The organism is Streptomyces sp. NPDC052042 (assembly GCF_044548345.1).
Classification (GTDB): Bacteria; Actinomycetota; Actinomycetes; order Streptomycetales; family Streptomycetaceae; genus Streptomyces.
Genome location: NZ_JBIUBU010000004.1, coordinates 288,291 through 304,633, shown reverse-complemented (window position 1 = coordinate 304,633; position 16,343 = coordinate 288,291). Strand labels below are relative to the sequence as shown.

The 16,343-nt window shown below is 74.0% G+C and carries 12 protein-coding genes; 7 read left to right on the top strand and 5 right to left on the bottom strand.

From position 1 onward, the window contains the following. Window positions 1-239: 239 nt before the first annotated feature. Window positions 240-845 carry a phosphatase PAP2 family protein gene (locus ACIHCL_RS10815; protein WP_399859576.1) on the bottom strand — a complete coding sequence of 202 codons (606 nt, stop codon included), beginning with the start codon at window positions 843-845 and terminating at the stop codon, window positions 240-242. A gap of 539 nt (window positions 846-1,384) precedes the next feature. On the opposite strand from ACIHCL_RS10815, the gene ACIHCL_RS10810 reads away from it, so the two are divergent. The 3 genes from ACIHCL_RS10810 to ACIHCL_RS10800 all read left to right on the top strand — a co-directional run bounded on the left by ACIHCL_RS10810 (window position 1,385) and on the right by ACIHCL_RS10800 (window position 4,271). Beyond that, window positions 1,385-1,786 (top strand): BlaI/MecI/CopY family transcriptional regulator, encoded by a 402-nt coding sequence (locus ACIHCL_RS10810; protein ID WP_399859832.1) that lies wholly within the window; start codon window positions 1,385-1,387, stop codon window positions 1,784-1,786. After that, the gene (locus tag ACIHCL_RS10805) at window positions 1,783-2,727 is read left to right on the top strand and encodes a M56 family metallopeptidase (protein WP_399859574.1); all 945 of its coding nucleotides are present in this window, start codon (window positions 1,783-1,785) and stop codon (window positions 2,725-2,727) included. The genes ACIHCL_RS10810 and ACIHCL_RS10805 overlap by 4 nt, the downstream gene beginning before the upstream one ends. A 329-nt stretch (window positions 2,728-3,056) precedes the next feature. After that, window positions 3,057-4,271 carry a cytochrome P450 gene (locus tag ACIHCL_RS10800; RefSeq protein WP_399859571.1) on the top strand — a complete coding sequence of 405 codons (1,215 nt, stop codon included), beginning with the start codon at window positions 3,057-3,059 and terminating at the stop codon, window positions 4,269-4,271. 182 nt (window positions 4,272-4,453) lie between these two features. Here ACIHCL_RS10800 and ACIHCL_RS10795 read toward each other — a convergent pair whose 3' ends face one another. Next, on the bottom strand, window positions 4,454-4,981 hold the full coding sequence (locus ACIHCL_RS10795; RefSeq protein ID WP_399859569.1) for an NUDIX domain-containing protein: 528 nt from the start codon (window positions 4,979-4,981) through the stop codon (window positions 4,454-4,456). Window positions 4,982-5,286: 305 nt separating this feature from the next. Between ACIHCL_RS10795 and ACIHCL_RS10790 the strand changes: the two genes are divergently transcribed. Then, complete coding sequence (locus tag ACIHCL_RS10790; protein WP_399859566.1) at window positions 5,287-8,724, top strand: phosphodiester glycosidase family protein; 3,438 nt, start codon at window positions 5,287-5,289, stop codon at window positions 8,722-8,724. 128 nt (window positions 8,725-8,852) lie between these two features. Here ACIHCL_RS10790 and ACIHCL_RS10785 read toward each other — a convergent pair whose 3' ends face one another. Genes ACIHCL_RS10785 through dhaK form a run of 3 tightly spaced genes read right to left on the bottom strand, consistent with a single transcriptional unit; the run spans window position 8,853 to window position 10,881 of the window. Then, window positions 8,853-9,263, bottom strand: coding sequence for a PTS-dependent dihydroxyacetone kinase phosphotransferase subunit DhaM (locus tag ACIHCL_RS10785; RefSeq protein ID WP_399859562.1), 411 nt, complete (start codon window positions 9,261-9,263; stop codon window positions 8,853-8,855). Continuing rightward, the gene (dhaL, locus tag ACIHCL_RS10780; RefSeq protein WP_399859560.1) at window positions 9,260-9,874 is read right to left on the bottom strand and encodes a dihydroxyacetone kinase subunit DhaL; all 615 of its coding nucleotides are present in this window, start codon (window positions 9,872-9,874) and stop codon (window positions 9,260-9,262) included. The genes ACIHCL_RS10785 and dhaL overlap by 4 nt, the downstream gene beginning before the upstream one ends. Window positions 9,875-9,894: 20 nt before the next feature. Further along, complete coding sequence (dhaK, locus tag ACIHCL_RS10775; protein ID WP_399859830.1) at window positions 9,895-10,881, bottom strand: dihydroxyacetone kinase subunit DhaK; 987 nt, start codon at window positions 10,879-10,881, stop codon at window positions 9,895-9,897. Window positions 10,882-11,287: 406 nt separating this feature from the next. On the opposite strand from dhaK, the gene ACIHCL_RS10770 reads away from it, so the two are divergent. The 3 genes from ACIHCL_RS10770 (at window position 11,288) to ACIHCL_RS10760 (ending at window position 16,240) form a co-directional block, all read left to right on the top strand. After that, window positions 11,288-12,802 carry an MFS transporter gene (locus ACIHCL_RS10770; RefSeq protein WP_399859557.1) on the top strand — a complete coding sequence of 505 codons (1,515 nt, stop codon included), beginning with the start codon at window positions 11,288-11,290 and terminating at the stop codon, window positions 12,800-12,802. 16 nt (window positions 12,803-12,818) lie between these two features. Next, a complete protein-coding gene (locus ACIHCL_RS10765) occupies window positions 12,819-13,880 on the top strand; it encodes a glutathione S-transferase family protein (RefSeq protein WP_399859554.1) in 1,062 nt (353 codons plus the stop codon). 137 nt (window positions 13,881-14,017) lie between these two features. Next, the gene (locus ACIHCL_RS10760; RefSeq protein WP_399859551.1) at window positions 14,018-16,240 is read left to right on the top strand and encodes an NADP-dependent isocitrate dehydrogenase; all 2,223 of its coding nucleotides are present in this window, start codon (window positions 14,018-14,020) and stop codon (window positions 16,238-16,240) included. Window positions 16,241-16,343 lie beyond the last annotated feature (103 nt).

Here is a 16,343-nt window from a genome sequence, read left to right as displayed (position 1 = left end):
CCTTGCCGTGCTCCACGGGACGGGCCGGACGGCCCACCCGCCTCCGGCTCCGGGACCTTCGGCGCACCCCGGGCCGGCGGACCCCGGGCCGCTCGCGGCGTCCATGCCCTCGGTGCGCGGGCCGGTCCCGCCCGCCTCGGACCGGCCGGTACACCGGGCCTCCCCGTAGCCCCGGCCGCGCCCGGTCCGGGCACCGCTCCTCCGGTCCGGGCGTCCGGGCGAGGGCGGGCGCCCCGGCGTCACCGGGCCGCCACCAGCGGGCGCAGCGGGGATTGCCGCAGCCGGGCCACCACCGGGCCGCAGCGCCGCGCCGCGATCGTCAGCGGCGCGGCCACCAGGGCGCCGACGACCAGCCCGATCAGTACGTCGTGCGGATAGTGGACGCCGATCCACACCCGGGACGCGGCCATCAGCAGCGCGGCCGGGATCGCGATCGCGCCGAGTCTGCGGTCCGTCAGCCAGATCGCCGCCGCCGCGGCGGCGGCGATCGCGGCGTGGTTGCTGGGGAAGGACCAGTCCCCGAGGGCGGGGCACGCCTCCACCGTCACGACATGCAGTGCCCGGCACGGCCGCTGCTCGCGGAAGAGGGACTTCACCAGGTCGTCGGCGAGGTACGCGGCCACCACGACAAGCGGAGCGCAGAGCGCCGCGGCGGTACGGGCGGGCGGCGAGGGGCGCGCGCGCCACCAGGCCGCCAGCATCAGCAGGGCGAAGAGCGCCAGCCCGTAGTCCGACCAGAGACGGACCGCCGAGTCGAGGACGGCGGGGGAGTGCCGGGCCAGTTCGGTGACCCGGACGTACAGGCCGCCGTCGACAGAGGCGGGGGCGGTGGAGGCGAGCGGCATCAGCGAGTGGCTCCTTCGGCGATGCGCGGACCGCGCGAGCGGGGCGGTCCGGCATCGGGCGGGACGGGGGAGACCGGGGCCGCCGCCGCGCCGGCCGGCAGCGCGCGGCGATCCGCGTCGGGCACTGACCCCGGTCCGTGCGCCGCGAGGACCGGTCCCGTGACCCGGACCGCACCTTCGGTGGCCCGCCGCGGCGCCGTCACCCAGGCGGGGACGCCGGATGGCGGCGAGGCGAGCAGGCCGGGCACCGCGCGCACGACGAAGACGCCGGGGGTGCCGGACGACCCGGGCAGTGCGCCGGCGCCCGGCGGGCACACGGCCCCGGGTGCCGGCATCGGTGAGCGATCGGACACGACGGAGGGTCTCCCATAATGATGAGCGGGCGACCTGATGGCACGCCCGGACTGACTACAGTGATGTAGACGGTCTACTTCACTGTAGACGCCCGGAGCGGGAGGAGGGTTCCCATGACCCAGGTGAACGGGACGTCCGGCGGAGAGCCCGGTTCCCGTCCGGACGGCGGGGCCGCCCCGGAGCCTGTGCCCGAGGCCGCGCCGGAGCCCCGTCCGGTACCCCGTTCCGGAACGGAGCGGCGCCCGTCCGGGGAACTGGAATCCACCATCCTGGCGGCCCTGTGGGCGGCCGGTACGCCGCTGACACCGGGCCAGGTGCAGGGCGCGATCGGACCGGCGCTCGCCCGCACCACCGTCACCACGATCCTGTCGCGGCTCCACGAGAAGGGCGTGGTGGCCCGCATCCGCGCCGGCCGGGGCTTCGCGTACACACCCACCGAGGACTCACCCGGACTGACCGCCCGCCGGATGCACAGCGAACTGCGGAAGGAACCGGACCGAGGCACCGTACTGGCGCGGTTCGTGTCCCAGCTCAGCGACGAGGACGAACGGCTGCTGAGGGAGCTCCTCGACGGGGAACCGCGATGATCTACGCGGTGTGGGTGCCGCTGCTGATGCCCTTCGCCGCGGTGCCGACCGCCCGCCGCCTGGCGGAGGCGCTGCCGCCGGTACGAGCCGCGCGGCTGCTCGCCGCGACCGGTGTCGGCCTCGCGCTGTGCGGTCTGCTCGCCCTCGCCCTCCTCGTGGTGCCCGGCGCGACCAGGTTCCCCGCCGTCTCCGCCTTCGGTGAACTCGTCAGGCCGCTGTCCGCCGTCGCTCCCGCGGCGGCCGTGCCCCTGGCGGCCGTGGCGCTGGCCCTGCTCGCGGGGTGCTCCGCCGCCGTCGCCCGCGCCGTCCGCCGCCACTGGGCCCAACTGCACCGGTCCGAGCCTCGGTTCGAACGGGCCGAGGAAGAACTCGCCGTGCTGCGCGACAGCCGTCCCGACGCCTACGCCCTGCCCGGACGCCCCGGCACCCCCGGCCGGATCGTCGTCACCACGGGCATGCTGCGCGCTCTGGACCCGGACGAGCGCGACGCACTGCTGGCCCATGAGCGCGCCCATCTCGTGGGCCGGCACCATCTCTACCTCGCCGCCGTCGAACTGGCGGCGCTCTGCCACCCCGCCCTGCGGTCCCTGCGCGGGCCCATGGGCTACGCCCTGGAGCGCTGCGCCGACGAGGCGGCCGCCGAGGCCGTCGGCGACCGGAGGCTCGCCGCCCGGGCCATCGGCCGCGCCGCCCTCGCCACGCGTGCCGCCGAGGGGGACGCCCGCCCCCGGCCGCGGGCGGCGCTCGCCGCGGCCGCCGGGCCCGTGCCGCGTCGCGTCGCCGCACTGCTCGGCCGCGGCACCCCGAGCCCCCGTGTCGGCCGGGCGGCCGCCGCGGCGCTGCTGGCCTGCCTGGTGGTTTCCGGGGCCGCGGCCCTCGAAGCCACCGGCGATCTCCACAGCAGCATCGAAGCGGCCCAGGGGGAGACCGGGCCGCACTGACGCTCCGGTTCCGCGCTCCGCCCGCCGCGGGGTGCGGAACCGCCTCACGGCGCGCGTGCGGGACACCGGCCTGCGCGGCCGTCGCGGGGTCATCGACAACCAGCTCACGGCGCGTGCGGGACACCGGCCCCGTCGCTCCTCGGTGCCGACGCCCCACCCACCTGATGCCGCCGGTCGTGTACCACCCGCTGCACTCTTTCGCGCCGGTGTGCACCCTTTCGCGCTCCGTCGCGCCACCTCGACGATGAACTGCCGCACCTGCGACATCCGTTCCGGCCGCGCCGCGCCTGATACGCCTCGGCCGTGTCGCGTGCAGAGAGGAGATCTCCATGAGGCAGCGGCCGATCGCCATCGATCCGGCGGGACGCGACATCCACGGTGAGGCGCGATCCCTCCGCCGCCACGGCTCCGTCGCCCCGGTCGAACTCCCCGACGGCATCAGGGCCTGGGCCCCCACCGGCTATCAGGTGCTCCGCGGCCTGCTCGCCGACGACCGGGTGTCCAAGGACCCGGACCAGCACTGGCCACCGTGGCGGAACGGAGAGTTCCGGGAGAGCTGGATCAACACCTGGATCGGTGTTTCCAACATGTTCACCGCCTTCGGCGCCGACCACCGCCGACTGCGCAGACTCGTCTCGCCCGCCTTCACCAAACGGCGGACCGATGCTCTGCGGCCCCGCGTCGAGGAGATCACCACGACGCTGCTCGACCGGATGGCCGCCGCCCCCGACGGCCGTGCCGAGTTGCGCGCCGACTTCGCCCATCCGCTGCCGACGGGGGTCATCTGCGAACTCTTCGGCGTTCCCGAGAGCCGGAGGGGCGACTGCGCGCGTCTCGTCGGCGAGATCTTCGACACCACCGCGACGGCCGAGCAGGCCCGAGCCACCCTGCTGGAGAGCCAGGGCCTGTTCGTGGACCTGGTCGCCGCCAAGCGCGAACACCCCGACGACGACCTGACCAGCGTGCTGATCGCCACCCGCGACGAGGAGGGGTCCCGTCTCACCGAGGCGGAACTCGTCGGCACCCTCTTCCTCGTCGTCGCCGCGGGCCACGAGACCACCGTCAACCTGATCGGCAACGCCGTCCACGCCCTGCTCACCCACCCCGAGCAGCTCGCCCGGGTGCGAGCCGGCGAGGTGCCCTGGAGCGAGGCCGTCGAAGAGACCCTGCGCTGGGCGCCGCCGATCGCCAATATGCCGCTGCGCTTCGCCGTCGAGGACATCGAACTCCCCGACGGCGCCACCGTCGCACGCGGCGACGCGATCCTGGCCACCTACGCGGCAGCCGGCCGAGACCCGCTGCGGCACGGCCCGGACCAGGACGGCTTCGACATCACCCGCCCCGACAAGGAACACCTCTCCTTCGGCCACGGCGCGCACTTCTGCGTCGGTGCCTCGCTGGCCCGCCTGGAGGCGTCGATCGCCCTTCCCGCCCTGTTCACACGCTTCCCCCGCCTGCGCACGGACGAGGCGGCGGAACCGGCCACCCGCCTCGACTCGTTCATCGCGAACGGCTTCGGCACCTTTCCGGTACGCCTCCGCTGAACCGCGGCGGTGCGGGCGGACCGGAGGCCACGAGGCCGCCCGCGCCCCGCATCTGTGTCCGCCGCCGCGGCATGCCGCCCCGGGAGCGCGCCCGGCCCCTGGGACCGTTCCGCGCCGGGGACGATGCCGCCGATCGCCCCGCTCTCCGAGGGACGGCAGCGCGGCTCGCACCGCACTGCCGGTCACCCGCCCCCGCTCAGGTGCTCGCGCAGCCGGTCCAGGAAGACCCGCTGCCCCGCCACGAGCCGCCGCTCCGCCTCCCGCGGGGTGCACCAGGCGAACCGGTCGACCTCCGGGAACTCCCTCAGCACACCCGAACCCCTGGGCCACTCCATGGTGAACGTCCCCGGCACGGCCGCCGCGGGATCGACGTCCGCCTCCACCGCCCACACCATCACGGTCTTGCCCCCGGACTGCCGGGCCTCACCGAGCGGCACCCACGCACCGTCCGGCACCGCGTGACCGAACTCCTCCTCGAACTCCCGGCGGGCGGCGGCCCGGGGCTCCTCCTCCGGTCCGTACTCACCCTTGGGGACCGACCACGCGGCGTCCTCACGCCTCGCCCAGAACGGTCCGCCCATGTGCCCGATGAGCACCTCGAAACCGGGGCCGCCGTCCGCCTCGCCGTCTCCTGCGCCGTCCGCGGTCCCGCAGGTGCGGCGGAACAGGAGAAGCCCCGCGCTGCGTCCGGCACGTTTCCCAGGTGGCATGTCGTCAAGTCTGCGCCCCGGTACCGAAGGCCGTCGCGGACAGCGCCCCCGTCCAGGTGATCGTTTCCGTCATGGGGCGGACCCGTCCTGTTCTCCCCGCGGTTCCCGACTCCCTCTGGTGCGCGGCCCCGTACGCGGGCCAGGCTGGCGGCCGACAGGGTCCGGCCCGCGGGTTGGACCGGGCAACCCATGGAAACGCAGGAGGACTTGTGGCCCCTGGCAGAGCCCGCAGGAGCACCGGATCACCGGGCGGAGCGGTGCGGAGGCGGAGAAGAGCGGCGCGCCCGCTCGTGCTGCTCGCGACCGTGTCCGCACTGACGGCCGGCGCGATCGCTCCCGCCGTCGCCGACACGACCCCCGACCCCCGCCCCCGTACCACGGCCGAGATCCTCAGACCCGTCGCCCCGCCGCCCGCGAGCGGTCCGGCGGGCCGGCCCCGATCGGTCGTGGACGGCGACGGGATGGAGACCGCGCGCGCCTCGCGCCCGATCGCCCAGGGCGTCCGCCTGGACTCGTACGACCGGCTCGAATCCGACAAGTGGCTGCGTGTCGACTCGCTCTCGGTCGATCTCGACGGCAGCGGTGTGCGCGCCGACTACCTCTCCACCGGCAAGGTCACCGAACGGCGCACGGTCTTTGAACTCGCCACCGGACACGATCCCGGCCGGGGACGCCGCACCGTCGCGGCGATCAACGCCGACTTCTTCGACATCAACCAGACCGGGGCACCGCAGGGCATCGGTATCAAGGACGGAGCTGTCGTCCAGTCGCCGGCACCGGGCGTCGACCGGGCCGTCGGCATCGGCCCCGGCGGCGCGGGACGCATCCTGAACCTCTACTTCGAGGGGACGCTCACCCTGCCCTCCGGACAGCGCCCGCTCACCGCGTACAACGCCGCCAACGTGCCCGCCGGGGGAGTGGGCGCCTACACCTCCGCCTGGGGAACCGCCGACCGCGCGCTGACCGTGGACGACGCGACCCCCGTCGCCGAGGCCGTCGTACGGGGCGGCAGGGTCGTCTCCGTCTCGGACGTCCCCGGATCCGGGGACATCGCCGACGGCACCACCGTCCTGATCGGCCGCGAGGCCGGGGCCGCCGCGCTGGGCGACCTGAAACCCGGCGACCCGGTGTCCCTGGCCTACCGGGCCCGCACCGACGCCGGAGCCGTGCCGCACACCGCGGTCGGCGGCCGCGAACTGCTCGTCGTGGACGGGGTCGCCCAGGACCACGAGGGCGAGGGCAACAACACCGCCGCGCCCCGCACCGCCGTCGGATTCTCCAAGGACGGCCGGACCATGCAGATCATCACCGTCGACGGCCGCCAGGCCGACAGCGGCGGCGTCACCCTCACCGAACTCGGCCGGATGATGCGCCACGCCGGTTCGTACAGCGCGCTCAACCTGGACGGCGGAGGCTCGTCGACCCTCGTCGCACGGGAACCGGGCAGCGACACGCTCCACGTCGAGAACAGCCCGTCCGACGGCAGCGAGCGCGCCGTCCCCAACGGCCTCGCCCTCACCGCCCCCGACGGCAGCGGCCGGCTCAAGGGCTTCTGGGTCCGGCCCCGCACCCCCGCCGCCTCCGCACCGGGCGTCGACCCCGTGAAGGGAGGCCACCCCGACCGGGTCTTCCCCGGACTCACCCGCCGGCTCGCCGCGAGCGGATACGACGAGACGTACGGTCCCGCCGACGGCACCCCGCGCTGGCGGTCCGTCCACGGCTCCGTCGGCACCGTCGACCGCGGCGGCCTGTTCACCGCGCGGCACGGCGGCACCACCGAGGTGCGCGCCGAGAAGGGCGCCGCGCGCGGCGGCACCACCCTCACCGTCCTCGACGAACTGGTCCGCATCGAGCCGACCACCCGGCGCGTCGGCCTCGCCGACGCGAACGCCACCGGCACGTTCGGGATCGTCGGACTCGACGCCCACGGCACCTCCGCCCCCGTCGAACCGCGCGACGTCACCCTCGACTACGACCGGACGCTCTTCGACGTCCGGGACGACGGCCAGGGCTCCTTCACCGTCACCACGCGCACGGGGAGCGGCGCCGGGCGGATCAGGGCCACCGTCGCCGGAACCACCACCGTCCTCGCCGTCACCGTCGGCCTCGCCGAACAGGCCGTCTCCTCCTTCGACGACGCCGACTCCTGGCAGTTCAGCCAGGCACGGGCGAGCGGCTCCCTCTCCGCCACCCCCGACGGCCGCACCGGCACCGGACTGAGGCTCGGCTACGACTTCACCCGGTCCACCGCCACCCGCGCCGCCTACGCCGCGCCGCCCCGACCGGTCGCCGTGCCCGGCCGGCCCCAGTCGTTCACCCTGTGGATCAAGGGCGACGGCAACGGCGCCTGGCCGACCCTGCACCTCAAGGACGCCACCGGATCCGACCAGTTGCTGCGCGGTCCGTACGTCACCTGGACCGGCTGGCGGCAGGTCGCCTTCGCCGTGCCCCAGCAAGCCGCCGCACCGCTCACCGTCTCCCGCTTCTACCTCGCCGAGACCGCCGCCACGAAGCAGTACACGGGTGAGGTCGTCATCGACGACCTCGCCGCCCAGGTCCCGCCCGCCGTCGACCTTCCCGAGCAGGCCGCACCGGCCGATCCGCTGATCGGTCCGGCGGCGGCGACCGGGCGCCGGGACTGGCGGTTGGCGGTGATGTCCGACGCCCAGTTCGTCGCGCGCGCCCCGGACAGCGACCTCGTCGCCCAGGCACGGCGCACCCTGCGCGAGATCAGGGCGGCCCGCCCCGACTTCCTGGTCATCGACGGAGACCTCGTGGACGAGGGGTCGCCCGCCGACCTGGCGTTCGCCCGCCGTGTCCTCACCGAGGAACTCGGCGACGCGCTGCCCTGGTACTACGTCCCGGGCAACCACGAGGTGATGGGCGGCCGGATCGACGACTTCGTCGACGAGTTCGGGCCCGCGCACCGGACGTTCGACCACAAGGGCACCCGGGTCATCACCCTCGACACGTCCAGCCTCAGCCTGCGCGGCGGCGGTTTCGACCAGATCAAGGAGTTCCGCGCCCGGCTGGACGCCGCGGCGAAGGACCGCACCGTCGGCTCGGTGGTGCTGATCGAGCACGTGCCGCCGCGCGACCCGACCCCGCAGAAGGGCAGCCAGCTCGGCGACCGCAAGGAGGCGGCGCTCGTCGAACAGTGGCTCGCGGAGTTCCGCCGTACGACGGGCAAGGGCGCGGCGTTCGTCGGCGGCCACGTCGGGGTGTTCCACGCCTCGCACGTCGACGGGGTGCCGTACCTGGTCAACGGCAACTCCGGCAAGGCACCGGCCGGCCCCGCCGACGAGGGAGGCTTCACCGGCTGGTCGCTGATCGGCGTGGACCGGGTGACCCCCGGCGAACAGGCCGCCGCCCGGCAGCGGCCGTGGCGCGGCGGCCCCGACTGGATCTCCGTCCAGACCCGGGCCCATGTCGACGCGCTGTCGGTCGACGCGCCCGCGGTCGTCGGCGCCGGGAGCCGTACACAGGTCACGGCGAGCGTCACCCAGGGCTCCCGCGCGGTGCCCGTGGGCTTCCCGCTGTCCGCAGACTGGACCGGATCGCCGAACGTCCACATCGGCCGTCCGGACGAGGCACGGCAGCGCCACACCGCCGTCCTCGACCCGTCGACCGGCATGCTCACCGCGCTGCGGCCCGGCACCGTCACGCTCGCCGTGACGGTCAACGGCACGACGCGGAAGGCCGCGATCAGGGTCGCGGCGGCCGGGTCCGCGCCGGCCGCCTGACCCGCCCCGGGGCCGGGCCCCCGGCCGGGGCGGCGGGAAGGGCCGTCGTGCCCGGCCGGGCCTCAAGGAACGCGGCCGGGCCCGTGCCGCATCCCCCGGCCGGGGGGCGTGGGACGGGCCCGGGGCCGCTACACCTTGCGGTACGCGTACGCCTCCGACGCCGCGGCCTCCACCGCCGCGGCGTCGCCGCCCGCCGACGCGGTCACCACGGCGGCCACCGCGCCCTCCAGGAACGGCGCGTCCACCAGCCGCGAACCGTCCGGGAGCTCGTCGCCCTCGGCGAGCAGCGTCTTGACCGTCAGTACCGCACTGCCCAGGTCGGCCAGCAGCACCACCCCGGCACCCGAGTCCACCGACCTGGCCGCCTCGGCGATCAGCTCCGCGCTCGTGCCGAGCCCGCCCTCCGGGATGCCGCCGGCGGCGGCGACCGGAGCCGTCGCACCGCCGGCCGCGAGGTCCCGCGCCAACTCGGCGACGGACTGAGCCACCGGCCCGCTGTGCGAGACCAGCACGATCCCCACCCGGTTCTCTCCGCTCATGCCCCGGCTCCGTCCACCTTGGCCGTCTCGGCCAGCGCCGCGATCAGCAGGGCGGAGGACGTCGCCCCCGGATCCTGGTGTCCGATGCTGCGCTCACCCAGATAGCTCGCCCTGCCCTTGCGCGCCTGGAGCGGCACCGTCGCCAGCGCCCCCGCCTCCGCGGCCTTGCGGGCCTCCTCGAACGACGTCTTCAGCGCATCGGCCGCGGGCAGCAGCGCGTCGAGCATCGTCTTGTCCCCGGCCTGCGCGCCACCGAGCTGGGCCACGGCCGCGACGCCCACCCCGAGCGCCTCCGCCAACTGCTCCCGCGTCACCTCGGGCTCGTCGCCCAGGGCCTTTCCGGTGCGACGCAGCAGCGTCCCGTACAGCGGCCCCGAGGCCCCGCCGACCGTCGAGACCAGTTGCCGTCCGGCGCGCATCAGCACGGCGCCCGGCGTCTGCGGCGCCTCCTCGTCCAGGACCGCGGTCGCCGCGGTGAACCCGCGCCGCATGTTGGTGCCGTGATCGGCGTCCCCGATCGCCGAGTCGAGCTCGGTGAGGTGGTCCGCCTCGCGGTCCACGGCGGTCGCGGCCGCGGTCATCCAACGGTGGAAGAAACCGGCGTCGAGCACATGATCTCCTTGTCGTCGGGTCAACGGCCCCAGCGCAGCGCAGGCGTCTGTACCGGCGCGTCCCAGAGGCGCAGCATCTCCTCGTCCACCTGGCAGACCGTCACCGAACAGCCCGCCATGTCGAGCGAGGTCACATAGTTCCCCACGAGCGTACGAGCCACCACGACACCCCGCCCCGACAGCGCCCGCTGCACCTCGGCATTGAACCCGTACAGCTCCAGCAGGGGGGTCGCGCCCATGCCATTGACCAGGACGAGCACCGGCGCCGTCGGCCGCAGGTCGTCGAGCACCGCGTCCACCGAGGCGTCCGCGATCTCCCGAGAGGTCATCATGGGACGCCGCTCACGCCCCGGTTCGCCGTGGATCCCGATGCCCAGCTCCAGCTCGCCGGGCGGCAGGTCGAACGTGGGGGACCCCTTGGCGGGCGTGGTGACGGCGCTGAGCGCCACGCCGAAGCTCCGCGAGGAATCGTTTACCCGGCGGGCCAGGTCCGCAACCCGCTCCAGCGGAGCCCCCTCGTCGGCCGCCGCCCCCGCGATCTTCTCCACGAACAGGGTGGCGCCGGTGCCCCTGCGCCCCGCCGTGTACAGACTGTCGGTCACCGCCACGTCGTCGTCGACGACCACCTTCGCGACCCGCACCCCCTCGTCCTCGGCGAGTTCGGCGGCCATCTCGAAGTTCAGCACGTCACCGGTGTAGTTCTTGACGACGAACAGCACGCCCTCCCCGCCGTCGACCGCGGCCGCGGCCCGCACCATCTGGTCCGGCACCGGCGAGGTGAACACCTCGCCCGGGCAGGCGGCGGACAGCATGCCGGGGCCGACGAACCCGGCGTGCAGCGGCTCGTGCCCGGAGCCGCCCCCGGAGACGAGCGCCACCTTCCCGGCCACGGGCGCGTCACGCCGTACGACCACACGGTTCTCGACGTCGACGGCCAGCTCCGGGTGGGCGGCGGCCATGCCGCGCAGCGCGTCCGCGACGACGGTTTCCGGGGCGTTGATCAGCATCCTCAACGAAATCTCCTAGCGAGGGCGGTGGGCTTCGGTCGGGCTGTCGCCGAGTCGAAGCCGACTCTACTGATGGAGCGTCACATGGTGCTGGAGGCGGCCGGGCGGGATCGGGGGGCCGTTCCGGTCACGCCAGGACGCCGGGCCGGTCGGTCCTCCACGGCCGGGTGCCGTCGGGCCGGCGGCGGGCCACCGCGACCATGGCGTCCTTCCTGTCGGTCAGCAGTGCGGAGACGGGGGCCAAGTCGCCGTGATGCAGCGTACGTTGTCGCTCGCCGCGCCGGAAGACGGGCCGGGCCGCCGAGAACCGTCCGCATGCCCTGCGGTTCCACCGCCCCGGCGTGCGCCGTCCGACGCCGCGCGCTGATCCACCACGGATCACCGGGCAGCCCTTAGGGTGCGAGCCATGGCAGAGAGTGCTGCTCACCGGGGTGCCGCGGGGTGGGACACCGGCGCCGCGCCCGCCCCCGGCACGCCCGACCCGCGCCGCTGGCCGGCGCTAGCGGTGTGCTTGATCGCGGGGTTCATGACCCTGCTGGACGTGTCCATCGTCAACGTCGCCCTGCCGTCGATCCGGGCCGGACTCAGCACACCGGACTCCGACCTGCAGTGGGTCCTCTCCGGCTACGCGCTCGCCTTCGGACTGTTCCTGATCCCCGCCGGGCGCCTCGGCGACGCACGCGGGCGCCGCACGGTGTTCATGGCCGGTCTGTCCATGTTCACGCTCGCCTCGGCGGCCTGCGGAGCCGCCCAGTCCAGCCTCTGGCTGGTGGTCGCCCGTCTGGTCCAGGGCCTCGCCGGCGGCATGATCTCGCCACAGATCTCCGCGCTGATCCAGCAGATGTTCTCCGGTCAGGAGCGCGGCCGGGCTTTCGGCGTGTTCGGCACGGTCGTCGGCGTCTCCACCGCCGTCGGCCCGCTGGCGGGCGGGCTGCTGATCCAGGCCGCCGGCGCCCACGAGGGCTGGCGCTGGGTGTTCTACATCAACCTGCCGCTGGGCGCCGTCTGCCTGCTGCTCGCCCGGCGCCTGCTCCCCGACACCCCGTCGGCCGGTCCGGTGCGCCTGCGCGCCCTCGACCCCCTCGGCGTGCTGCTGCTCGGCTCGGGCGTACTGACGCTGCTGCTGCCCTTCGTCCAGGCCCAGCAGTGGCCGGGCGACCGCAAGTGGCTGCTGCTGGTACCGGCCGTGGCGCTGCTCGCGGCCTTCGTCGGATGGGAGTCCCGGTGCGCCACGCGCGCCACGCAGCCGGTCGTCGACCTGTCGCTCTTCCGGGTCCGCTCGTACTGGCTCGGCTGCCTGCTGGCCCTGGTGTACTTCGGCGGATTCACCTCGATCTTCTTCATCACCACGCTCTACCTGCAGAACGGGCTGCACTACAGCGCCCTGCAGGCGGGACTCGCCATCACGCCGTTCGCGCTGGGCTCGGCCGTCGCGGCGAGCCCCGGAGGCCGCCTCGTCGGCCGCTTCGGGCGCCCCCTCGTGGTCGCCGGGCTCACCGCGGTGGTCGTCGGGCTGGCCGCGACCGCGCTCGCCGTGCACCTGGTGCCGGGGAGGGGCGCGGGGTGGGCGATGGCCGTTCCGCTGCTCCTGGCCGGTCTGGGCAGCGGTCTGGTCGTCGCCCCGAACCAGACGCTGACCCTCGCCGAGGTCCCGGTGGTCACGGCGGGCAGCGCGGGCGGCACCCTCCAGACCGGGCAACGCGTCGGGTCCGCGATCGGGATCGCGGCGGCCGGCTCGGTGTTCTTCGCCCAGCTGGGCGCGGACGGCTGGGCCACCGCCTACGACCACGGTCTGGTCGTGGCGCTCGCCTTCGTCGTCGCCGCCCTGCTCATCGGCCTGGCGGACATGCGCGGAGAACGCCGCAGCCGGGGCCGCACCGCACCAACCGTCCCTCGCGCCGACGCGGACGGAACACCATGAACGCAGGGAGAACGCGATGAGCGACAGCAGGACGAAAGGCCCCGAGGGCAGCGGGGCCGGCGGCCCGGAGGTCGTCGGCAACACGGCGTACGGGCACAAGCCGTTCAAACGGTCCCGCAGCCACTTCGCCGACCGCGTCACCGCCGACGGCCGGGACGGCTGGCCGGCCGAGGCCGGCCGCTACCGGCTCGTGGTCAGCCGCGCCTGCCCGTGGGCGAGCCGCGCCCTGATCTCCCGACGGCTCCTCGGGCTGGAAGGGGCCCTGTCGCTGGCCGTCGCCGACCCCATCCAGGACGACCGCAGCTGGCGTTTCACACTGGACGAGGGCGGCCGGGACCCGGTGCTCGGCATCGCGTACCTGAGCGAGGCGTACGAGGCGCGGGAACCCGGCTACTCCGGCGGGGTCAGCGTGCCCGCGATCGTCGACGTGCCCAGCGGCGAACTGGTCACCAACGACTTCCAGCAGATCACCCTGGACCTCGCCACCGAATGGACCACACTGCACCGGCCGGGCGCCCCCGACCTCTACCCCGAGAGCCGGCGCGAGGAGATCGACGAGGTCATGGAGGGCGTCTACCGCGATGTGAACAACGGCGTGTACCGGGCCGGGTTCGCGTCCGGGCAGGCCGAGTACGAGGAAGCCTACGGGGATCTGTTCCGCCGCCTGGACCAGGTGTCCGAACGCCTCGCGGACCGCCGCTACCTCCTCGGCGACTTCATCACGGAGGCCGACATCCGGCTCTTCACCACACTGGTCCGCTTCGACGCCGTGTACCACGGGCACTTCAAGTGCAACCGGTCGAAGCTGGCCGAGGACCCCGTGCTGTGGGCGTACGCCCGGGACCTGTACCAGACGCCCGGCTTCGGCGACACCGTCGACTTCGACCACATCAAGCGGCACTACTACCGGGTGCACGCCGGCATCAACCCCACCGGCATCGTGCCCGCCGGCCCCGACCTGTCGGGCTGGCTGACCCCGCACCACCGCGAGGAGCTGGGCGGCAGCCCGTTCGGGTACGGCACGGCGCCGGGACCCGTGCCGCCGGGCGAGGAGGTCCCCGCGTCGGGGCGCCCCTGAGCCGGAGGCCGTGAGGGCCGTGCGACGCACGGTCGGTGGCAGGGCCCGCGGATGCGGGGCGGGGCCCTGTCGAGTCACCCGCCGTCACGAGATATCTTGATGTCAAGCAATGTTGCAGACGTGGAGCGGAGCAGACGGTGACTGACTCGACCATCATCTACACACACACCGACGAGGCCCCGGCCCTGGCGACGTATTCGTTCCTGCCCGTCGTCCAGGCCTACGCCTCGACGGCCGGGGTCAATGTGGAGAGCCGGGACATCTCTCTGGCAGGGCGCATCATCGCCTCCTTCCCCGAGCGTCTGAAGGAGGAGCAGCGGATCGACGACGCGCTCGCCGAGCTGGGCGCGCTGGCCAAGAAGCCCGAGGCCAACATCATCAAGCTGCCGAACATCTCGGCCTCGATCCCGCAGCTGAAGGCCGCCATCGCGGAGCTTCAGGCGCAGGGCTACGCGCTTCCGGACTACCCGGACGACCCGCAGACCGACGAGGACAAGGACGTCCGCGCCCGTTACGACAAGGTCAAGGGCAGCGCGGTGAACCCCGTGCTGCGCGAGGGCAACTCCGACCGCCGCGCCCCCGCCTCGGTGAAGAACTACGCCAAGGCGCACCCGCACCGCATGGGCGCCTGGACGGCCGACTCGAAGACGAACGTCGCCACCATGGGCGTCGACGACTTCCGCTCCACCGAGAAGTCCACCGTGATCACCGAGGACGGCGCCCTGCGCATCGAGCTGGTCGGCGACGACGGCAGCACGACCGTCCTGCGCGAGTCGGTGCCGGTGCTCGCGGGCGAGGTCGTGGACGCGGCGGTCATGCGCGTCGCCGCGCTGCGCGAGTTCCTCAGCGCGCAGGTGGCCCGCGCCAAGGAGGAGGGCGTGCTCTTCTCCGTCCACCTCAAGGCCACCATGATGAAGGTCTCCGACCCGATCATCTTCGGCCACGTGGTCCGCGCCTTCTTCCCGAACACCTTCGCCCGCTACGGCGAGGCGCTGGTCGCCGCCGGGCTCTCCCCCAACGACGGCCTCGGCGCCATCCTGAACGGCCTGGACTCCGTGCCGCACCTCGGTGCCGAGATCAAGGCGTCCTTCGAGGCCGAGCTCGCCGAGGGCCCCGCCCTGGCCATGGTCGACTCCGACAAGGGCATCACCAACCTGCACGTGCCGAGCGACGTCATCGTCGACGCCTCCATGCCGGCCATGATCCGCACCTCCGGCCACATGTGGGGCCCGGACGGCCAGGAGGCCGACACCCTCGCGGTGCTCCCTGACAGCAGCTACGCGGGCGTCTACCAGGTCGTCATCGACGACTGCCGCGCCCACGGCGCCTTCGACCCGTCGACCATGGGCTCGGTGCCGAACGTCGGCCTGATGGCGCAGAAGGCCGAGGAGTACGGCAGCCACGACAAGACCTTCGAGGTCCCGGTCACCGGCACGGTGCGCGTGGTCGACGGCAAGGGCGAGGTCGTACTGGAGCAGGCGGTCGGCGCGGGCGACATCTTCCGCATGTGCCAGGCCAAGGACCTGCCGATCCAGGACTGGGTCAAGCTCGCCGTCACCCGCGCCCGCGCCACCGGTGCCCCGGCCGTGTTCTGGCTCGACGAGGACCGCGCCCACGACGCGCAGCTGATCGCCAAGGTGAAGACGTACCTCGCCGACCACGACACCGACGGTCTGCAGATCGAGATCCTGTCGCCGGAGAAGGCGACCGCGTTCTCGCTGGAGCGCATCCGCCGCGGCGAGGACACCATCTCCGTCACCGGCAACGTGCTGCGCGACTACCTGACCGACCTGTTCCCGATCCTGGAGCTGGGCACGAGCGCGAAGATGCTCTCCGTCGTCCCGCTCATGAGCGGCGGCGGGCTCTTCGAGACCGGCGCCGGCGGCTCCGCGCCGAAGCACGTCCAGCAGCTCGTCAAGGAGAACTACCTGCGCTGGGACAGCCTGGGCGAGTTCTTCGCGCTCGCGGCCAGCTTCGAGCACCTGGCGGCGACCACCGGCAACGCCCGTGCGAAGGTCCTCGCCGACACGCTCGACCGGGCGACCGGCACCTTCCTCAACGAGGACAAGTCGCCCAGCCGCAGGCTCGGCGGCATCGACAACCGCGGCAGCCACTTCTACCTGTCCCTCTACTGGGCGCAGGAGCTGGCGCGGCAGACCGACGACGCGCACCTCGCGCAGGCGTTCGCCGGTCTCGCGAAGACGCTGTCCGAGCAGGAGCAGACCATCGTCGACGAGCTGATCGCGGTGCAGGGCTCGCCGGCCGAGATCGGCGGCTACTACCAGCCCGACCCGGCCAAGGCATCGGCCGTGATGCGCCCGTCGGCGACGTTCACGCAGGCCATCGCCTCCCTCGGCTGACGGAGCCGTCGCGGGGCGCCCCTCGCGGCGCTCCTCCTCTCCCGCCCCGGTCGGCACACGCCGACCGGGGCGGACCCCTGTCCGGCGCCGCCTCCACGACCGG

Coding starts and splice junctions, on each gene's coding strand:
- ACIHCL_RS10815 (WP_399859576.1), bottom strand. CDS start 845: ATGCCGCTCGCCTCCACCGCCCCCGCCTCTGTCGACGGCGGCCTGTAC.
- ACIHCL_RS10805 (WP_399859574.1), top strand. CDS start 1,783: ATGATCTACGCGGTGTGGGTGCCGCTGCTGATGCCCTTCGCCGCGGTG.
- ACIHCL_RS10800 (WP_399859571.1), top strand. CDS start 3,057: ATGAGGCAGCGGCCGATCGCCATCGATCCGGCGGGACGCGACATCCAC.
- ACIHCL_RS10795 (WP_399859569.1), bottom strand. CDS start 4,981: ATGCCACCTGGGAAACGTGCCGGACGCAGCGCGGGGCTTCTCCTGTTC.
- ACIHCL_RS10785 (WP_399859562.1), bottom strand. CDS start 9,263: ATGAGCGGAGAGAACCGGGTGGGGATCGTGCTGGTCTCGCACAGCGGG.
- dhaK (WP_399859830.1), bottom strand. CDS start 10,881: ATGCTGATCAACGCCCCGGAAACCGTCGTCGCGGACGCGCTGCGCGGC.
- ACIHCL_RS10770 (WP_399859557.1), top strand. CDS start 11,288: ATGGCAGAGAGTGCTGCTCACCGGGGTGCCGCGGGGTGGGACACCGGC.
- ACIHCL_RS10765 (WP_399859554.1), top strand. CDS start 12,819: ATGAGCGACAGCAGGACGAAAGGCCCCGAGGGCAGCGGGGCCGGCGGC.